Genomic DNA, 17,853 nt, shown 5'->3' on the forward strand with positions numbered 1-17,853 from the left:
TGTCTTTAAGACAGCTTTTTTGTATGAAAACACAATAGTAAAAAAGCCATGCTAAAATAAACCCTCCATATTCTCATTTTTTTGATGGGGGTAAATGTACTATGTCGTTATTTAACTGGTTATGCAGTTTGTTGTTCAGATGGAGCGATTGTATAGCCTTTCTTTTTTAGGTATTCGATCATTTTTAATTCTTTGTTATTTTGTTTTTCTTCAAGGTAATTTGAGCCTAGTTCATGATAAGGTTCTCCTGTTTTTAAGATGTTGTAAGTAATCGTTAATAGTAAATGGGCAGATGCGATTCGTCCCTTCATTTTCCCCTGTCGTTTAGTAATCCTTTTTCGATGTGAAGCAATTCGATTATTTTGCCTTGATGTTGCTAATACACATTCTACGGCCATTGTTTTTAAAGCTTTATTTCCTTGTGTGGTTTTACTCGTTTTTTTTTACCAGCACTTTCGTAATTTCCAGGACTCACACCAGCCCAAGAGGCAAGATGTTTAGCTGACTTAAATACGGACATATCAACACCCATCTCCGCAATAAAAGTGGCTGCGGCAGCTTTGTTCACACCAGGTATACCATCCAATAATTCTACTTCCTTACGATAGGGGGACAGGAGTTGATCGATTTGTTTTTCCAATTCTTCTATGGTTTGTTCTAAATAACCCATATGATCCCAATGGTAACGCAACATATCACGATGATGACGGCGAATACGACCATTAATTGCACTGGCAATGTCAGTTATACTTGCTTTTGTTCGCCAATCCACCATTTTTCGAAGACCATCGGTCTCTATTTTTTCACCATTTAGAATCGCTTCAAGGATACGACGTCCCGATAAACCAAAAATGTCTGATAGAACGGATGTTAGCTTGATATTAGCATCTTGAAGGATTTTGTGAATGCGATTCTGCTCTGATGTGCGATGATGAATCAATTTTTTTCGATAACGAGTAAGATCTCGTAAATCACGAATATCCTCTGGTGGGACAAAATTGTTTTCAATAAGTCCGCATCTTAGAAGCTTGGCAAGCCATTCGGCATCTTTCACATCAGTTTTACGCCCTGGAACATTTTTGACATGTCTGGCATTGGCAAGAACAAGGTGAAAAGAACCTTCGAGTATATTCCATATTGGTTTCCAGTAGACTCCGGTACTTTCCATCACAACATCGGATACCTGAAGGGTAGCGAGCCAATCACTTAAAGCCAAGAGTCCCGTTGTTGTAGTTGAAAAAGTTTCAATAGAGGTCTTTGGCTTTTTATCTAATGGACCAAATAATACACAGGCTACTACTGTTTCTTGGTGTACATCTAGGCCAGCACACCGTTCAATCATTGCTTCCATAGGAGAAATCACCTCAAAAAAGATTAACAATACATATGACAGGAGATTTGTTACAAAAATTTTTGTATACGTACTAGCAGTACACTAAATGGTTCTTCCATACTGTCACAACCAGTTTCTTATACAGGGTATCTTCCTTAAGATCCACCAAAAAAAGTTCAGCCTGGTTGTATTGTTATTTTCCATTATTGTCAAGGGGTTAATGGGTTAGACTCTATTTTGAATTTAGATTTTCGTAGTAGATGGTGGCGGCGGAGCGCCGCCATAGGAGTTTCTTATGCAACTATAGGGGAGGGTTAGTTGCATTAGTACAATGTTTTATCGTACTGCGCAGTAACCAACTATAATAAAATTAGAATTAAAACTAAAATCAAATTGGTGGTGTGCAGGTTGAATAAAGTCCTTTTACATCTCTCCAGAATATTTTTAGGTTTTATCTTCCTTATTGCAGGTCTAAACGGTTATTTTGTCATTTTTGACTTTGAACCATTTATTGCTACTAGCCCCGAAGCGATGGCATTATTCAAATTTGAATATCTATTAATATTTGAAAAGTTTTTAGAGATTGTTTGTGGAGTTTTACTTTTAAGTAATCGATTTGTCCCATTAGCACTTGCAATATTGGCTCCAATTGTAGCCAACATTTTCTTACTTCATTTGATCCTTGATCATTCGTTACTTGTTTTAGCAGTAATAATTGTAATCATGAATAGTTATTTGTTGTTTTGTTACAGAAAAAGTTTTAAAAGTATTTTGGAGAAAAAGCCTTCTCATTAATACTTCCTTGAATTACACATTTTACGTCAAGTTTGTATCAACTCTACAATAACGCTATTGAACAACGGGTGCGTTAACTGAAGATCAGAGCTGTCTTTAAGGCAGCTCTTTCTATATGCAACTAACGGGGCAGGTTTTTTGAAGAAGGATTTTGCAATCCTTATGCAGAATAAGGTAATGCTTAAAATCTTTGTACATAAAGGGTGTGTATGTGGATGGATTGTAAGAATGTTACCGGAGAAAATGATACAGGCAAATCACAATTAAATATACTTCTTGAAATAAATGAAATTTGCTTATCACTTAATTTTAACCTGTGGCTACGAGGCGGATGGGCGATAGATTTTCTTCTTGGAAAGATTACTCGTTCACATACTGATATTGATTTAGTTACTTGGTTACATTATCGTGAGCACTTGGAACATGCTCTTGTTAATGCTGGTTTTCAAATAAAGCCTGTAGGAGAGTTTCAAACCGATTTCCTCAAAAATAATGTCGATGTGAGTTTTGTATTTGTTCGGTATTCTGATAATGGCGATATAGTCGCTAACGGTTTTCCAGAGTGGGTATGGAGGAAAGATGCCTTGCCAATGGAACTTTATAATTTAAGAGGTGTATCAATAAATGTTCTAAACCCATACCAATTACTTGAGGAAAAAAGAGTTTACGAACAAGGAACAGGAAGAACACTTCGTCCAAAGGATTTTAAAAGCATAGAAATTATTAAACAGATAATTGATGCAAAAAGTTAGAGGTTAAGTAAAATTCTTATAGAACTGAACTAACGGGGCAGGTTAGTTTAACAAGAAGTAGTAAAATAGAGTTGATAAAAGACTGGAATTCCTCAATCAACACTGTTTATGAATGGTACAATTGGAAAAAAAGAGGTGTTAGTATGAGGAAATTATTATGGAGTTTCAGTTTGCTTGTTATCATTGTGGCGTTAGGGGGATGTTCAAGTTCCTCTAAAACTTCGGGTTCTCCTGAGGCAAAAGACGTTGGCTATCAAATAGTAGAGTACGGTGGATTAAGTGATAAACGAGCTGTATTGGATAAAGATAATGTCAAAAAGATTGAAGACATTATAGCAAATGTCAAATGGGATAAAACAGTATCAGTTGATAAAAGTAGTAAAGAAGATTCTGCATTTTGGTTTATAGACCAAGAAAACAAGGAAGGGCAGAAATATAAGGTGTGGTTCAACGAAGCTGGCTCCGTAGACGTGCAGGATGAAAAGGAGGTATGGGGCGTTTTGGAAGGGAAAGACGGTGAAACATTATCCTCTATTTTCAAACTTAATGAACAGAAATAAAGAATAGAAAAATATTAAGCTAACAGGTGCGTTAGCTGAAGATTGGAGCTGCCTTTAAGGCAGCTTTTTCTTTATTCAACTACCATGAAAATAAGTTTTTTTAGAATGGAAAAATGACAATACTTAAGAAGACCCCGCTCAATCGTTTTAAAAAAAGGGAGAGCGTTAAAGATAGAAACTGAGTAGCTTTACAGAAAAATTTATGCAGTTTAGTAGCCTTTGTAAAAACAAATTTTTTTTGAAAATGGATTGTAAATTGGAAAAAAGTGATGTATCATTAATTTGTGAAATGTTTCACAAACAGTATTATCCTTTTGAAAACTTAATGAGATGAAAGGATGAAAAACCTATGACAAAAGAAAAAGTAAGCCGTGTCGCATTAATTGGAACAGGGTTTGTAGGCTCAAGCTACGCCTTTGCTCTTATGAACCAAGGAATTGTAGATGAGTTGATTATGATTGATTTAAATAAAGAAAAAGCAATTGGTGATGTGATGGATTTAAATCATGGAAAAGTTTTCGCTCCAGATCCAACAAATATTCGCTTTGGAGAGTATGAAGATTGTGCAGATGTAGATTTAGTTGTAATTTGTGCAGGAGCGAACCAAAAACCAGGAGAAACACGCCTTGACCTTGTGGATAAAAATCTGAAGATTTTTAAAACAATAGTCGAGAATGTCATGGCTAGTGGATTTGATGGCATCTTTCTTGTTGCAACCAATCCCGTTGACATCTTAACATACGCAACATCGCATTATAGTGGGTTACCTAAAGAACGAGTCATTGGATCTGGTACCATTCTTGATACAGCTCGTTTCCGTTTCCTACTAGGTGATTACTTTAAAGTCGCACCGAAAAATGTGCATGCGTATATCATCGGAGAACACGGTGACAGCGAGCTACCTGTTTATAGTTCTGCAGACGTGGGTGGTATTCCCGTTTTAAAAATGATTGAACGCCAAGAACACTATAAAAAAGAAGACTTAGATGAGATTTTTATTAATGTACGTGATGCAGCCTACAAAATCATTGAAGGAAAAGGTGCTACCTACTATGGCATCGCTATGGGACTTGTGCGAATTACAAAAGCCATTCTCCACAATGAAAATAGCGTGTTAACTGTCTCTGCTCATCTGGATGGCCAGTATGGTGAAAAGCATGTGTACATGGGTGTTCCAGCAATCATTAATCGTAGTGGAATCCGAGAAATTGTTGAATTAGAACTCAATGAAGAAGAACAACAGAAATTCCAACACAGTGCTTATGTCTTAAAAGACATTTTGGCGCCTCATTTTGAAGAATTAAAATTATAACATTAAATAGAAAGAAGGAAGCATCATGTGGATTCAAGATTATAATCCATTGAATAACACGTACTTATCAGCCTTGGTTGCTGCCTTTCCTGTCATATTCCTTTCTATTGGGTCTGACTGTATTTAAAATGAATGGCATTATCACAGCCCTTCTTACACTAATCATTAGCATAGGTGTATCGGCATTTTTATTCCAGATACTTACTAGTTGGATCGTTGTTAGAAGGCCAATATGGTCAAAGAAATGTTCATGTTGATACTCCAACTGTAATTAATCGTACAGGTGCAAAAAATATTGTGGAGCTTTCACTAAATGAGAGCGAAAAAGAAAAGTTGGCACACTCTGTTAAAATACTTAAAGATATTCAATCTCTATTTTGGGAGTATTTTAATTTCTTAAGTAAGAAATTCTTAAGTAAGAAATTCTTACATAAGGGAGCTGTTATTATGTTAGTAGAAACTATCGATCCATTTAATAATCTTGCTATTTCAGCGTTAGTTGCAGCTATACCGATCCTTTTGTTTCTCTTATGTTTGACGATCTTTAAAATGAGAGGTATTTATGCAACGCTTCTAAATTTATTTGTAACCCTTCTTATTGTACTTTTCCTCTTTAAGCTACCTTTGGGAAAGCAATCGGGAGTGTTGTACAAGGTACAATACAAGGGATATGGCCGATTGGTTATATCATTGTGATGGCCGTCTGGTTATATAAAATCTCTGTTAAATCAGGGAAATTTGATGTTTTACGCGGAAGTATTGCGGGTATTTCACAAGACCAACGTCTTCAGCTCTTACTTATTGGGTTTTGCTTTAATGCCTTTCTTGAAGGGGCAGCAGGTTTTGGTGTACCGATTGCAATCTGTGCCTTTCTAATAGTTTCATTGGGATTCAAACCTTTACAGGCAGCCATGCTCTGTCTAGTAGCAAATGGTGCTTCAGGAGTGAATAAGGGGGTGCTGCGGCAACCCCTTATTGAAAGGTTGAACGAAGGAATGTAGGAGCATCGATTCTGTGAGACATGGGAGGGGTTGACCTCCATGAAACATTGATATCCTTTAGTGCGATCATAACATTGCTTAAACTGATTTTTTCCTATAATTGGCTAGTTTAGCATACACTTTTTTCGATAAATCCCTACCCTTGAGGTGTGATGCCTAGCTTACATAAATAACTGTTAATGATATGACTATGAAATCCTAAGAATTCTAGAGCGATCGTGAGAGTGTGTTTAGTTTATTGAGGGAGGTTAGTTCAATAACAAACGTAATAAAAGTTTGGAAATGAGAAATACGGGAAGTGAAATTGAACTTGAATTTACTAAAGTTTCAGCACTAGTTGTATAATAAAAGACTATTTGTCTAAATTGGAATCGCATTAATCAATTCCCATATACTTTTCCGTTTAGGAAAATGTAACTTCATTGAAGAATAGAAAATCATTTTATATACTCTAATAATAATTCTTTGGTATCATTCCACAAACTTTGCTGCATAGAAACATCTTTTCCTGGATATATCGGATCAATTTTATCTCCAGTTCCTACATTAAAGTATCCTCCTGTCACTCTCTCATATTCGGAATCAAGTGCTAAACGAACAATGATGTCAGCCCCTCTTTTTGGATTTCCGATATTAAGGAATTCTAAGACTTTTCCCAATACAGAAGATATACGAAGTTCTCTTCCCAGGCCAGTATTATTGAAACCAGGATTTAGAGCGTTGGCATTTACCAAAGTTCCTGAAAACTGACGCACTAACTCACCAGTAAACATGATATTTAGAAGCTTTGTTTTTCCATAAATTTTAGATGAACCCCTCCATGTAAATGGAGATGTGTCCGTCAAATCATATGGTAATTTTAGTTCCCCATGATTTCGTGAGGCTTCCGAAGCGACATTAATAATTTTTGCATTTTTTGCTTTTACCAAAGAGTCCTTTAACAGATTTGTTAGTAGCCAGGGCGTTAGATAGTTTACCGCAATCATCTCGGCAAATCCTTCAGAGGTAACACGTTGCTCGAACCCATGAAGCCCAGCATTGTGGATGAGTACATCAATTTTTGAATAGTTTTGTTTTATCTCAAGTCCTATACGGCGAACATCATGCATTAACGATAAATCACCAAAATAGAAATCAACCTCCGTATTTGGTGAAGCTTCTCTAATTAATTTCTCAGTTGCTTTAGCCCGTTCTTTGTTACGAGCAGTCAGCACTAAATGTGCACCACGTTTTGCGATTTCAATTGCAGCAATCTGACCAATACCACTGGTAGCACCAGTCATTACAATTATTGGATATTCGGGCATTATACATTCTCCTTCTATAAACTTGACATAGTATTAACAATTAAATATATTTGACATATATCAATCATATTCAAGTATTTGATATATGTCAAATACATTTAGTTGCGTTGAGAAGGGAGAACTATGGATATTAATAATTCTGATTTGAGAGAAGAACTGGAGTTAGCTCTTGGTGAACAGCTCAATTCGTTGATTAGTGAGGCACATGCACTTAATGTCAGAACTGCAGCTACATTTGATACAACTTTGCAGCCAGCAGCCTTTTTGATTGTTCGCTGGTTATTTTCACATGGTCCTACTAACGCATCGACTTTAGCTGAATCAACAGCAATGGACCGTAGCTCTATTAGTAGACTTATAGGGCAATTAAAAGGTCTGGGATATGTAAAGAGTGAACCCCACCCTAAAGATCGTCGAGGGGTAATGTTATCTTTAACCGAGCTTGGTCATGACAAAACAATAAAAGCTTTAAAAGAAAAAGAATCTATTTTTTTCGAACGTATTTCAGGATTGACGGATTCAGAATTGAAGGCATATATTGAAATGCTAAAAAATCTAACGATATAACACAGTTGATAATTCTATTTGGAAATAGGAGTCTACTATTGAACTTATGACTAAATCTGAAAAGCTCGTGTGTTAGCGTGTTAGATAGTATCCACTATTCCTACGTTGAAAGTCCAAAAAAGTTTAGAGAGACTAATGTAGATTTTTGCAGTGAAAAAAATTGTATTACAATTGCAGCTCAATCCAGATTGCTTAAATAAAACTAAGTATGTGAAGAAAAATACTAAATATAAAAAATGAAGAAAACCCCTGATATCAAAATTTTCGGGGGTTTTCTTCCTATATGTTCGTTTAGTGTAACCAGAACCATCCAGCAGGGTAAAATATGATTCGGTGGAATTGGCGGAATAGTTATTTGTAGTGTTTTCAAGGGAAATGAAGTATTTTCTGGCTATGCTTCAATGTTAGGAATGATCATAGCTTTATTAAGCGCTATTTTCTTCCAATTGAATTTGATGCACCAAGATAAAGAATTAGCTAACAGCTGGGTTAGCTGAAGATCATAGCTATTTTAAGACAGCTTTTTCTTTATGGAATTATCGGGGCAATTTAGTTTAAGAGTACTGTTTGATCTTTGTTCAACAATTGGGCCATTTAATCGAATAAGTGTATATTTGAAATAAAGCTGCACTGCTTTGGAAAAACTCTGTATATAAGCGTGCGTTTGTTGAACAAGAAGTAAGAGGGGGTATACATATTAAACATGACTAATATGTATCACCCCTTTTTGTAACTTTGTATGATTTTAAGACTTGAAAAATTTCAAACCAACATAAAAATCGTTATTATTTCTCTCTAACCTGCTCCGTTAGACGGTAGGTTATTACCCAATACAAAAGGGCCAAAGCGCTGACAGAGGCACCAAATAGACATACTCCGATCCATCCGTAGTTTGCGTATATATTGGTTGAAATAATTGAACCCATGGCACTGCCGATGGAATAAAAAATCATGTAAGCAGCAGTAAGTCGGCTTCTCGCCTCAGGACGCACTGTGAAAATCATACTCTGATTGGTGACATGTACTGCTTGCACAGCCAGGTCAAGAAAGATAACGCCAATAACTAATGCGATCAGTGAGTGTTCGGTAAAGCTGATTAGGAACCATGATGCTAGCAATAAAACTAGGGCTATGCAGGTTGTTCGCTGCCCTAAACCTCGATCAGCCAGACCCCCAGCACGAGCAGCAGCTAATGCTCCGGCAACTCCAGCAAGGCCAAACACTCCAATAGCGGTATGTGAAAGAGAGTATGGTGGAGCACTGAGAGGAAGCACCAACGAAGTCCACAATGTACTAAACGCGGTAAAAATCAGCAGAGCCAGTACTCCGCGGATGCGTAGGATTCGTTCTTGCATGAACAATGTGAGCACCGAACGAAGCAGCTGCGGATAGGATAGTGACTCTCTTTCGCTTTCATCAAGCGGGAGTACTCTGATCAACACGCCAGTCATGATGAGCATCATGGCGGCAGAAACTAGATAGACCGAACGCCAACCGGCGAGATCGGTTAGTACACCAGCGAATGTTCGTGCGAGCAAAATGCCGATCACGACTCCACTTTGCACCAAGCCGACTATACGTCCACGCTCGGCTGGGGCAGCCAAAGTCGATGCGAACGCTACGAGCACCTGAGTCACCACAGCAAGCAGTCCGACCGCAGCTAACCCCGTGAAAAGCACTGTGATGATGGGGGCGATGCCAACCACAATCAGAGACAACACGGATAAAAGCATCTGGCCGATGATTAGCCGACGTCGATTCAGTAGATCACCGAGCGGTACTAGCAGTAGCAGTCCTAGCGCGTAACAAAGCTGAGTAATGGTAATGACAATGCCGATGGATGAATGGGCGATACCGAACTCGGTCGCCAGAGAGTCTAGCAACGGTTGTGCATAGTAAATGTTGGCGACAGCCATCCCACAGGCTGTTGCAAACAATAGTGCCATATAGCAAGTCATGGTTGATCCGGATACTATTTGTAACTGAACCGTTTTCGTATCATGATCTTCAATTTTAATTGTTGTTTTTTCTTTAACCTTCACCTTTACCATTACTTACACCCCCTTTTTTGTACTTAACAGTATAATATACCGATCGGTATGAAATGATTCCTTATAAGGATAACCAACAAAACGTTTTGATGTCAAGTAAGTTATGCAGTTATTTGAATGCTGTCCTTGAAAAAATGATCACAATTTGACAATAGGACTTTAATTAAATAAAATCATAATATACCGATTGGTAATTAAAAGAGGGATTAATTATCCATGAATCAAATACCGGGGAATAACGAATTAACTGAATTATCTGGGGGCGATTCACCATCTCCAAAATTCCTACAGACAAACGAACAGATTATAAAAAGTTTCTTTGAAGTTGTCAGATCAGGTTGCAATCCCGGACAAGCTAAGTTTTTTATGGCGAAGGAGGTAAGAGCACATCAAGTGAATTCAGAAAGCATGGTGACAATTAAAAGGTCACCTGAGAATTATGCTGATCATATAAGAGAAATGATAGATTCATGGGGGAAATTTAAAATTGAAATTCAAGAATTAATTTCTCAAAATCAAAAAGTTCATGTCAGATGGAAGCAGACAGGAATGCATATTGGAGAGTATGAGGGTTATCTACCTACAAATAAAGAGGTTATTGAAATAGGTAGTGCCGTATACCGATTAGAGGATCGAAAAATAGTGGAATACTGGATTCAAGTGGACAGATTCGGAATCATTGAGCAAATAAAAAAGAATCAAGAACAAGATTAATTATCTAGTGAAGAAATTTTATTCTGAAATGAGGGATTTATTATGGTTCGACAACGTGAATTTGATGAGGAAAAAGCATTGGATGATGCTATGTTGCTTTTTTGGGAGAAGGGGTACAAGGCTACTTCGTTAAGCGATTTGACTGCCAAAATGGGGATACAACGACCAAGCTTATACTCAGCTTTTGGAGACAAAGAGAAATTGTTTGAGGCTGCATTACGCAAATATACAAAGCTACATGCTTCCCATATTCGAAAAAAACTTCAAAACAATCTATCAGTAAAGGAAGCATTTCACACATTTTTTGAAGATTTGGTGGAAGAGGAATATAAAGAAAGTCCGAACAAGGGATGTTTTTGCATTAACACAATGGTGGAACTTGCCCCTCACGATGAAAAATTTGAAATCCTTACAAGGGAGCATCAGATGTATCTTTCGATCATATTTCAAGAAACGATTGTCCGAGGTATTCGCTCAGGTGAGCTCGAAAGCAGCCTTAATGCTAAAGTTTTAGCACAGACACTAGTCGTTTCATTAATCGGACTTACCGTGTTGATGAAATCTCGTCCAGAGCGTTCATTTGTAGAAAATTCTGTAGCGACGATATTATCATTATTAAAATAAACTTATCAAAATTCCAGTTTTATCAATCATGTCAGTCTCTGTGAATAAAGGGGGGGTATAAAGCCCAATCTATAAAATCGATTGCAGCTGTAATGCTAATTTTTTATTAACCAGTTTCGGCAAGTTTTTTTAATAAAAGAATGATTCATTATTATATTAAAAGCGTATTTTTATCAATCTTTTTTCAAAACACGCTTTTTCTTGGTTTATCAAGGTTATGAGTATCAATTTGATGAAACTTTATTTAAAGCAACAATACCATTGAGTTTTCACCTGATATTTTTGCAATTAGTTAACAGCAATACTAACTAGTATTAGTAAAGTATTCTTCAATTAAAGGATTCAGTTCACATGAACTGATGTTTAATTGAAGATAGCTTGCCGAAAAAAGAATTAATCTTAAAAAACTCCCTCAGTTTATTAGATAATGCGCACGAATACTCGCTAATTCGCAGGATTAAAAAATAATATTAAATAAGAGCATGTTTTGATCAATCTTTTTTCTCTAAACATGCTCATTATATTTGAACTTATATCAAAATTGAAAGCTTTAATTAAAAGCAACATGATCGTATGAATATAAGATTATGTTAGCTTGATAACGATGCTTGGTTACTAGAGTTAAAAAATTTTAGTTTTATGATGATCAATAATAACGAAAGCAGTGTAAATGTGAATCCGCTCCAGATAAGCTGGTGAATGCCTAATTGAGAAATGAACGAGCCGCCAATAGAGGTTCCTAATGCAATTCCAAGGTTGGAAAACGAGACGAATAAGCTATTGCCAAATTCCGGAGCTTCTTTTGCCTCACTTATTAACCATGTTTGACCAACAATTAAACCGCCGGAATGTACGATTCCCCAAATGAATACCATAAAAATCATTGGAATAAGATAAGACCCTAAATAATAAACCAATAAATAAACGACTGAATATAAAATTGGGAAAAATATTACGGTATTTACTATACTTTTTTGCAGAAAAACTCCAAATAAATGATTACCTAAAATCATAGTGACACCAAATATGAATAGCATGATACTGATAAGAGAGCTATTCATGTCTGTTACTTTTGCAAGGTACTCGGCAAAGTAACTGTAAACTGAAAACATGGCTGCAAAAAGAAAGGTAACAGTTGCGATATTTAACCATAATGCTGATTTACTCAATATACGAATTTGCTTGCCAAAAGACATTTTTTCTTCAACGGGCATAGAAGGAAGCAAAATCAATATTCCGGTAAATGCGAGAGCATTTACAAATGCTCCAAATAGGAACGCAATTTCTAATGAAAGCTGTTCTGCAAGGTAAGAAGTCAATGGTACACCTAAAGCAAATCCAACAGTAATTCCCGTAAAAACTTTTGTAACTGCTTGACCGCTATTTTCTGGAGGGACAAGTTTAGCAGCAGTTACAAGAGCGATTGAAAAGAAGAGTGGGTGAAGTGCTGCTGGTAGAATACGAAAAATGAGCATAATTTCAAATTGTGTTGTATAAGCGTAAATCATATTAGAGATAGCAAAAATAGATATTGCAGTTAATAAAAGTATTTTACGATTAATCCCAGATACGAGCAGTATTAAAAATGGTCCAGAAATCGCAACAACTAGAGCAAATATACTTACTAATAATCCGGCTTGTGCAGTTGAAATTCCAAATTTTTGAGTGATTTGTGGTAATACGCCGACAATACTCATCTCTGTTGTAATAATTCCAAATACACCTACTGCTAGCATAATAATAAGTAGATGGTTTACTTTTTTCATTTATAAAATTCTCCATTCTTATATTGATTTTAATAATATGTATACATAAATGCTTAAAATTTATAGGGATCCAATTCATTAACGTAAAAAATAGTTGGGTATTGTTCCAAGGGGATATCACTAAAAATGTCATTGTTCTCTTGTTTATTTAAACATACAAAAATAGATATCTGTATAATTAGATATGAAATCTTAAAAAAAAATCCTCCTTTCTATTTGCTTGCAAGAAATAGCAGTAAGGTTTGCAAAATGGTGAGGTGGAGAACCGGCTTCCTTTAAAAGCTTAATTCGAGAAGACTAAGAATCAGTGAGGGCAAAGAAAACTCCCACTGATTCAAGTTTCACTTTATATTTCGTTTTGGACATAATCGGAAAATTCTTGTATTTTTTTTTCATTTCGCCGATAATACGTCCATTTCCCAATGCGTTCGGATTCTAATAATCCTGCATTTTTCATAGTTAATAAATAACTAGAAACAACAGATTGGGCTAAGCCAGTTTTGAGCTGGATATCTCCTACACATACTCCAACTTGAAAACTAATTCCTTGTTCTAAATAAGGCTTTTCGTCAAAAAACTTTTCTGGATTCTTTAGCCATAATAAGATTTGACGTCTAGTATCGTTTGATAATGCTTTATAAATTAATGAAGGTTCCATAACAACTATTATATCTACTTTTATAGATTTGTAAATAGGACATGGAATTTCTATTCTCACATATTCGTACTAAACAAATCGACTATCTCTTCGTTTCTAAGTCGCTTGGCAGCCTCAAATGGAAAAGAAATTTTTTGTGAAAGATATTTACTTCTTATTAGTTGGTTTAGTTCCAAAGGGTATAAAGGAAGACCACAATAAGTGGTCTTCCTTTTGTTTTCCTAGCCCGAACTTATTTGGTGAAGGAATTGATATTTATCTGATGGGGACAATTCGTGATAGTGGGCTCGTTATAAGAACAGCAGAATACAGTATCACTAGGAATTTCAAACTTTTTCATAACCGGTTCCGCGATTTTTTAATGCTTATGAAAACAAAAAGAAGAGGCAAATATATAACAATGAAGCATACGAAGTAGGGATTGATTATTTTATTTAATATATATAAGGAATCGATATCATAAAAAAGTATATTCACAAGTAGTATGATTATGGACATTCCCCATAAGGGATACTTTTGCTGGACATTGAATAAGCGCTTGATCCCCCTGCTGGCAGCCCACAAAGGAATGACCATATTGGGTATGATAATGATGGTCCACCAAGAAACAGTTATGTATTCGAACCGTTGAATAAAGGGCAACTCAATAATACTGGTCAATGTTAGTGTTGTGTATAGAGTAAGGGTCAAATGTTTCTGGGAATAAAAGACTATCGATACAAAATAAAGTAATAAGCTCTATAACGTAGTGAGCACAACTCCTCCGTGAGCATACTTTTGAGATCTTTCAGCATTTTTGATGAACGGATAATACATCAGTATCATTTCAAATCCAAGCATGGATAATGAAAAACTTTTAGTTCCTTTCATTATTTCGAATAAATTATGATGGAAAATAGGAAGAAAACCGTTGAAATCAGAGTATTTAAAACCATAAAAAGGTACAAATAAAAGCCAGTATGAAACTATTACAGTTAAGAAGGCAATACCCGTAATGGTTCGGAATCCCCCTGTATTTATATAATAAATCAAGATAAGGAAAACCAAAGCAAATGCCCAAGAAGGTACCTCTTCAAACATCCAAACATGAATGACATTTATATAACCGATTATGATCGTCATTCCAAGGACAAAAAAGTAAAGAATAAATAAAAGACTGAAGAAATTACCAATCCATTTACCGAATGCATGATTATTAGTGGAGATTATATCGCCAGGAACAAAACTAAATATCTTATAGATTACCCAAATTAATATATGAACAATCAATCCAGCTAGGAGTATCGATAACCAGCCATCGGTTCCCGTCGCTTTAGCCAAATCTCTTTGAAAACTCAATACGCCTAATCCAGTTTGCATGGAATGCACTAAAAAAAACACATAAAATGGCGATACCTTATATTTTTCATTAACACCAGCTTGATTCATGTAGGACCCTCATTTGTATCACTCATATATTTTAATAATCTGGCTTTTATAAGTGAAATCTATTCAAAAAGATCGATTAAATTGTGGATGGAATTTTTGTATGGATCCTTAAGTTGAGAGCTAACATTTAATCGAAACGATTTTCATGAGGCATTAGACAAGGAACAGACACATGTGGACAGCGATGGGGATGGCTTACAATAAGGAATGTTCAAGCGTGAGCGGACAAAGAAAGGAAATAGAGAATCGGGATGCCCTTTTCCGAAAGATAGGTGGAAAGTCTTATCCCGGAACAACAGCGGGGGTATAATAGATGAGTGATAAAAAGAAATATCAACCAATAGTGAATCTTAAAGACCTTTAGGACAAAGGGCAGATTTATCATAATGATGTTCTTTTCCGCACGGGTAATAAAAAGGTTGTGGATGAACGTTTAGAGGAACTATTCTCCTTTAATAATAAGATGACAAACTGTTTGTTAATTTCTTGATGAATGGAAAAAATATATATAAGGGAACAAAAACTAATGAAGCACGAATGGAGAAAACGAGAGAAGAATTTGTATATCCCAAAACAAGAACCTGAACTTGTATCAATTTCAGGACAGAAATTTTTTTTGTTAAAGGGAAAAGGAAATCCAAATGAGCACGAATTCGCTGAAAAGATAGGTGTTCTTTATTCATTGGCTTATGCGGTCAGGATGATGCCGAAGCAAGGATACACTCCAGCTGGCTGGATATTTTGAATATACCGTATATCCATTAGAAGGGATTTGGAGTTTAACGGAAGAGGGTAAGAAACTAGATACTTTAAATAAAGATGAATTATAATATACAATCATGATTAGACAACCAGATTTTGTAACAAAGGAAATAGTGGACATAGCATTTGAAAATGTAGAAAAAAAGGAACCGCATCCATTTCTAAATGATGTAAGGTTCGGTACATTTCAAGATGGGTTATCAGTCCAAATGCTTCATGTTGGTCCATATGATGATGAACCTCAAAGTTTTAAAGTAATGAATGAATTCATAAAAAATAATAATCTGGAAAAAACGTCATTACAGCATATAGAAATATATCTTTCAGATTTTAGGAAAGTTGAACCTCCAAAATTAAGATATAAGGTTAAGCCGATAGAATAGCATAAACTTAGCTGTTAACATTATTCATTATTTTATGTAGCAAAGATTGAAGGAGTTTACATAGAGTAAAAGGTGCATTATTACCATAGGACGCAATAAAGTTATCCATAATATGGTGTTATGGTATGGCTCATAGTTTATATGAGGGTGTAAAAGAGGAACAAACACCACTCTTATTTTACTTATTTAAAAACATTAGTATCGATTATTTTCGGTGCTTTTTTTTGCAGGGAATTGGTCCCTTTTGTCAAATTAGTTAAACAAAGGGGATGAGAAAATGAATGATGATGAGAAAATCAGTATTTTATTGTCCAATATGACAAACGAATTAGTGTCGAGTAGAGTAAGGGTTAGAACTATAGTGGAATTACTGGAAGAAAAAGGTCTAATAACCCGTGAAGAGTACGAAAACAGGTTTAAAAAAGTTTTTGAACGAGATGCAATTTCGTATAGAAATGATCTACTGAAAGAAGTCAAAATTGATGAATAAAAGGAGAAGGCATCCATTGGTTTGGGTGCTTTTTTATGGCGGTGAGAACGATGAACCATGATAAGGAAAGAAAACGGTTAAGAAGCCATTGAAACTAAGTCGTGGAATCTGGAAGATCTAATGAATATGAAAGCTTTTACATATAAGGATTTTACAATACGAAATTTAAGCCTAATTTGAAAAAGAAAGAGCGTTAATCCTTGATCAACACTCCCGTTAGGCAGTAACATTCTATTATTTCTTTAGATTTGATTTCATTAATAATGAAATCTGTTGCTCATCCGTATTCGAAATTCGTTCAGTTGATCAATGATTAACTTTTGTCCTTACAATGGATGATTTTGACATAACTTAGTTTCCCTACGATTTTGTTGATTTTTATTTTGAATCCATATTCATGACTGTCGGTCTCTTTCATCTATTGGAATTCGGTTGTTCTAAATGCAGTTAGCTTTTCCCTGATACAGCTACTTTTTTTGTTACAGGAGCATTTTTGCCTAATATGACAGAAAAGACAACAATTACTGCTATTACAATGGTGAAAAATGTGATGGATTCATCTAGAAATACTGTTGCAAATACAATCATCAAAAATGGTTGTAAGTATTGAATCTGACTAACCCTTGCTATTCCGCCCATAGCCATTCCGCTATACCAAGCAACATATGCTAGAAATTGACTAACCACTGCGAGATAAATTAAGCTAACCCAAGCTTGGATAGGGGCATGGAGCATTTCAGTTGAAAGGTTTAGTCCAACTGGAATAATGAAAAATGGAGCACCGATCATAATGGCCCAAGCAATCACTTGCCAGCTGCCTAATTCTTTCGCTAATTTCCCCCCTTCTGCGTAACTAAGTCCCAGTATGATCACTGCTGCCAGTAAAGCTAAATCGGCTAATTGCAATTGGCCGAATCCAAGATGAAGTGCATACATAATGACAGCTAAAGAGCCGATGATACTTGAAACCCAGAATTTGATTGAAGGGATTTCACCTGCCCTAAATATGGCAAATCCAGCTGTTGCTAACGGTAACAGGGCTACTTCCACAGCTCCATGAGAAACAGGCAAGGATTCCATTGCCCAAGAAGTGAGGAGAGGAAATCCTAAAACTGCACCAAAAGCAACAATAAGTAGACTTTTGAATTGACTTGGAGAAGGCAGTTTTTCCTTTCGAACGATCAATACCACCGCTACTAAAATAGCAGCAACAACCGTTCTTCCTAAACCGACGACCGTAGTCCCAAAATACTCTACAGCAATACTTGTAGCGGGGAGCGTTAAGCTAAAACAAATGACACCCACCAATCCCAAAAATAATCCGAATTTTTCTCTTGTTTCCCCCAGCAT

General features: G+C 35.9%; 17 protein-coding genes and 3 pseudogenes. 12 read left to right on the top strand and 8 right to left on the bottom strand.

Features of this window, described 5'->3' with window-relative positions; translation table 11 throughout:
• Positions 1-119: 119 nt before the first annotated feature.
• Together ACJ9PY_RS08850 and ACJ9PY_RS08855 are read right to left on the bottom strand one after the other, a co-directional pair.
• Positions 120-311: a hypothetical protein gene (locus ACJ9PY_RS08850; protein WP_101226107.1), complete on the bottom strand. Its 192-nt coding sequence runs from the start codon at positions 309-311 to the stop codon at positions 120-122.
• Positions 312-403: 92 nt separating this feature from the next.
• On the bottom strand, positions 404-1,351 hold the full coding sequence (locus ACJ9PY_RS08855) for an IS110 family transposase (RefSeq protein WP_231892157.1): 948 nt from the start codon (positions 1,349-1,351) through the stop codon (positions 404-406).
• Positions 1,352-1,741: 390 nt separating this feature from the next.
• Between ACJ9PY_RS08855 and ACJ9PY_RS08860 the strand changes: the two genes are divergently transcribed.
• The 6 genes and pseudogenes from ACJ9PY_RS08860 to ACJ9PY_RS08885 all read left to right on the top strand — a co-directional run.
• A complete protein-coding gene (locus ACJ9PY_RS08860; RefSeq protein ID WP_411739800.1) occupies positions 1,742-2,128 on the top strand; it encodes a DoxX family membrane protein in 387 nt (128 codons plus the stop codon).
• Between the two features lie 215 nt (positions 2,129-2,343).
• Positions 2,344-2,880 carry a nucleotidyltransferase domain-containing protein gene (locus tag ACJ9PY_RS08865; RefSeq protein ID WP_411739801.1) on the top strand — a complete coding sequence of 179 codons (537 nt, stop codon included), beginning with the start codon at positions 2,344-2,346 and terminating at the stop codon, positions 2,878-2,880.
• Between the two features lie 143 nt (positions 2,881-3,023).
• Entirely contained in the window at positions 3,024-3,440 is a 417-nt protein-coding gene (locus ACJ9PY_RS08870) for a hypothetical protein (protein ID WP_411739802.1), read from the top strand.
• Positions 3,441-3,789: 349 nt separating this feature from the next.
• The gene (locus tag ACJ9PY_RS08875; protein WP_098865043.1) at positions 3,790-4,752 is read left to right on the top strand and encodes an L-lactate dehydrogenase; all 963 of its coding nucleotides are present in this window, start codon (positions 3,790-3,792) and stop codon (positions 4,750-4,752) included.
• Between the two features lie 174 nt (positions 4,753-4,926).
• Positions 4,927-5,106, top strand: a pseudogene (locus tag ACJ9PY_RS08880) (L-lactate dehydrogenase); the annotation flags it as partial.
• A 93-nt stretch (positions 5,107-5,199) separates the two neighbouring features.
• Positions 5,200-5,696, top strand: a pseudogene (locus tag ACJ9PY_RS08885) (L-lactate permease); the annotation flags it as partial.
• Positions 5,697-6,190: 494 nt separating this feature from the next.
• Here ACJ9PY_RS08885 and ACJ9PY_RS08890 read toward each other — a convergent pair.
• Complete coding sequence (locus ACJ9PY_RS08890; RefSeq protein ID WP_411739803.1) at positions 6,191-7,060, bottom strand: SDR family NAD(P)-dependent oxidoreductase; 870 nt, start codon at positions 7,058-7,060, stop codon at positions 6,191-6,193.
• A 123-nt stretch (positions 7,061-7,183) separates the two neighbouring features.
• Between ACJ9PY_RS08890 and ACJ9PY_RS08895 the strand changes: the two genes are divergently transcribed.
• Entirely contained in the window at positions 7,184-7,627 is a 444-nt protein-coding gene (locus tag ACJ9PY_RS08895) for a MarR family winged helix-turn-helix transcriptional regulator (RefSeq protein WP_034313372.1), read from the top strand.
• Positions 7,628-8,412: 785 nt separating this feature from the next.
• Here the strand turns inward: ACJ9PY_RS08895 and ACJ9PY_RS08900 are convergent.
• On the bottom strand, positions 8,413-9,585 hold the full coding sequence (locus tag ACJ9PY_RS08900; RefSeq protein ID WP_411740253.1) for an MFS transporter: 1,173 nt from the start codon (positions 9,583-9,585) through the stop codon (positions 8,413-8,415).
• A 309-nt stretch (positions 9,586-9,894) separates the two neighbouring features.
• Here ACJ9PY_RS08900 and ACJ9PY_RS08905 point away from each other — a divergent pair, with 309 nt between their 5' ends.
• Complete coding sequence (locus ACJ9PY_RS08905; protein WP_411739804.1) at positions 9,895-10,392, top strand: ester cyclase; 498 nt, start codon at positions 9,895-9,897, stop codon at positions 10,390-10,392.
• A 42-nt stretch (positions 10,393-10,434) separates the two neighbouring features.
• Positions 10,435-11,016 (top strand): TetR/AcrR family transcriptional regulator, encoded by a 582-nt coding sequence (locus ACJ9PY_RS08910; protein ID WP_098865038.1) that lies wholly within the window; start codon positions 10,435-10,437, stop codon positions 11,014-11,016.
• Between the two features lie 590 nt (positions 11,017-11,606).
• On the opposite strand, the gene ACJ9PY_RS08915 is transcribed toward ACJ9PY_RS08910, so the two are convergent.
• From ACJ9PY_RS08915 to ACJ9PY_RS08925, 3 genes and pseudogenes are all read right to left on the bottom strand, one after another.
• Positions 11,607-12,782 (bottom strand): MFS transporter, encoded by a 1,176-nt coding sequence (locus tag ACJ9PY_RS08915; protein ID WP_411739805.1) that lies wholly within the window; start codon positions 12,780-12,782, stop codon positions 11,607-11,609.
• A gap of 346 nt (positions 12,783-13,128) precedes the next feature.
• The gene (locus tag ACJ9PY_RS08920; protein ID WP_034315369.1) at positions 13,129-13,440 is read right to left on the bottom strand and encodes an ArsR/SmtB family transcription factor; all 312 of its coding nucleotides are present in this window, start codon (positions 13,438-13,440) and stop codon (positions 13,129-13,131) included.
• 336 nt (positions 13,441-13,776) lie between these two features.
• A pseudogene (locus ACJ9PY_RS08925) lies at positions 13,777-14,868 on the bottom strand (GerAB/ArcD/ProY family transporter).
• Between the two features lie 526 nt (positions 14,869-15,394).
• Between ACJ9PY_RS08925 and ACJ9PY_RS08930 the strand changes: the two are divergent.
• The 3 genes from ACJ9PY_RS08930 to ACJ9PY_RS08940 all read left to right on the top strand — a co-directional run bounded on the left by ACJ9PY_RS08930 (position 15,395) and on the right by ACJ9PY_RS08940 (position 16,503).
• Positions 15,395-15,613, top strand: a complete 219-nt coding sequence (locus ACJ9PY_RS08930; protein ID WP_411739806.1) for a hypothetical protein — start codon at positions 15,395-15,397, stop codon at positions 15,611-15,613.
• 94 nt (positions 15,614-15,707) lie between these two features.
• Complete coding sequence (locus ACJ9PY_RS08935) at positions 15,708-16,013, top strand: GyrI-like domain-containing protein (protein ID WP_411739807.1); 306 nt, start codon at positions 15,708-15,710, stop codon at positions 16,011-16,013.
• Between the two features lie 277 nt (positions 16,014-16,290).
• A complete protein-coding gene (locus ACJ9PY_RS08940) occupies positions 16,291-16,503 on the top strand; it encodes a hypothetical protein (RefSeq protein ID WP_098865036.1) in 213 nt (70 codons plus the stop codon).
• A gap of 447 nt (positions 16,504-16,950) precedes the next feature.
• Here ACJ9PY_RS08940 and ACJ9PY_RS08945 read toward each other — a convergent pair whose 3' ends face one another.
• The gene (locus ACJ9PY_RS08945; protein ID WP_187049139.1) at positions 16,951-17,853 is read right to left on the bottom strand and encodes a DMT family transporter; all 903 of its coding nucleotides are present in this window, start codon (positions 17,851-17,853) and stop codon (positions 16,951-16,953) included.

The sequence above is a fragment of the Peribacillus sp. S4 genome (genome assembly GCF_046715815.1).
Lineage (GTDB): Bacteria > Bacillota > Bacilli > Bacillales > DSM-1321 > Peribacillus > Peribacillus frigoritolerans.

Bases quoted from the DNA above. Each gene is read 5' to 3' on its own strand.
- ACJ9PY_RS08945 (WP_187049139.1), bottom strand. From the start codon at position 17,853: ATGCTGGGGGAAACAAGAGAAAAATTCGGATTATTTTTGGGATTGGTG.
- ACJ9PY_RS08890 (WP_411739803.1), bottom strand. From the start codon at position 7,060: ATGCCCGAATATCCAATAATTGTAATGACTGGTGCTACCAGTGGTATT.
- ACJ9PY_RS08875 (WP_098865043.1), top strand. From the start codon at position 3,790: ATGACAAAAGAAAAAGTAAGCCGTGTCGCATTAATTGGAACAGGGTTT.
- ACJ9PY_RS08910 (WP_098865038.1), top strand. From the start codon at position 10,435: ATGGTTCGACAACGTGAATTTGATGAGGAAAAAGCATTGGATGATGCT.
- ACJ9PY_RS08865 (WP_411739801.1), top strand. From the start codon at position 2,344: ATGGATTGTAAGAATGTTACCGGAGAAAATGATACAGGCAAATCACAA.
- ACJ9PY_RS08935 (WP_411739807.1), top strand. From the start codon at position 15,708: ATGATTAGACAACCAGATTTTGTAACAAAGGAAATAGTGGACATAGCA.
- ACJ9PY_RS08850 (WP_101226107.1), bottom strand. From the start codon at position 311: ATGAAGGGACGAATCGCATCTGCCCATTTACTATTAACGATTACTTAC.
- ACJ9PY_RS08905 (WP_411739804.1), top strand. From the start codon at position 9,895: ATGAATCAAATACCGGGGAATAACGAATTAACTGAATTATCTGGGGGC.
- ACJ9PY_RS08915 (WP_411739805.1), bottom strand. From the start codon at position 12,782: ATGAAAAAAGTAAACCATCTACTTATTATTATGCTAGCAGTAGGTGTA.
- ACJ9PY_RS08870 (WP_411739802.1), top strand. From the start codon at position 3,024: ATGAGGAAATTATTATGGAGTTTCAGTTTGCTTGTTATCATTGTGGCG.
- ACJ9PY_RS08855 (WP_231892157.1), bottom strand. From the start codon at position 1,351: ATGGAAGCAATGATTGAACGGTGTGCTGGCCTAGATGTACACCAAGAA.
- ACJ9PY_RS08940 (WP_098865036.1), top strand. From the start codon at position 16,291: ATGAATGATGATGAGAAAATCAGTATTTTATTGTCCAATATGACAAAC.
- ACJ9PY_RS08895 (WP_034313372.1), top strand. From the start codon at position 7,184: ATGGATATTAATAATTCTGATTTGAGAGAAGAACTGGAGTTAGCTCTT.
- ACJ9PY_RS08920 (WP_034315369.1), bottom strand. From the start codon at position 13,440: ATGGAACCTTCATTAATTTATAAAGCATTATCAAACGATACTAGACGT.
- ACJ9PY_RS08930 (WP_411739806.1), top strand. From the start codon at position 15,395: ATGAAGCACGAATGGAGAAAACGAGAGAAGAATTTGTATATCCCAAAA.
- ACJ9PY_RS08900 (WP_411740253.1), bottom strand. From the start codon at position 9,585: ATGACTTGCTATATGGCACTATTGTTTGCAACAGCCTGTGGGATGGCT.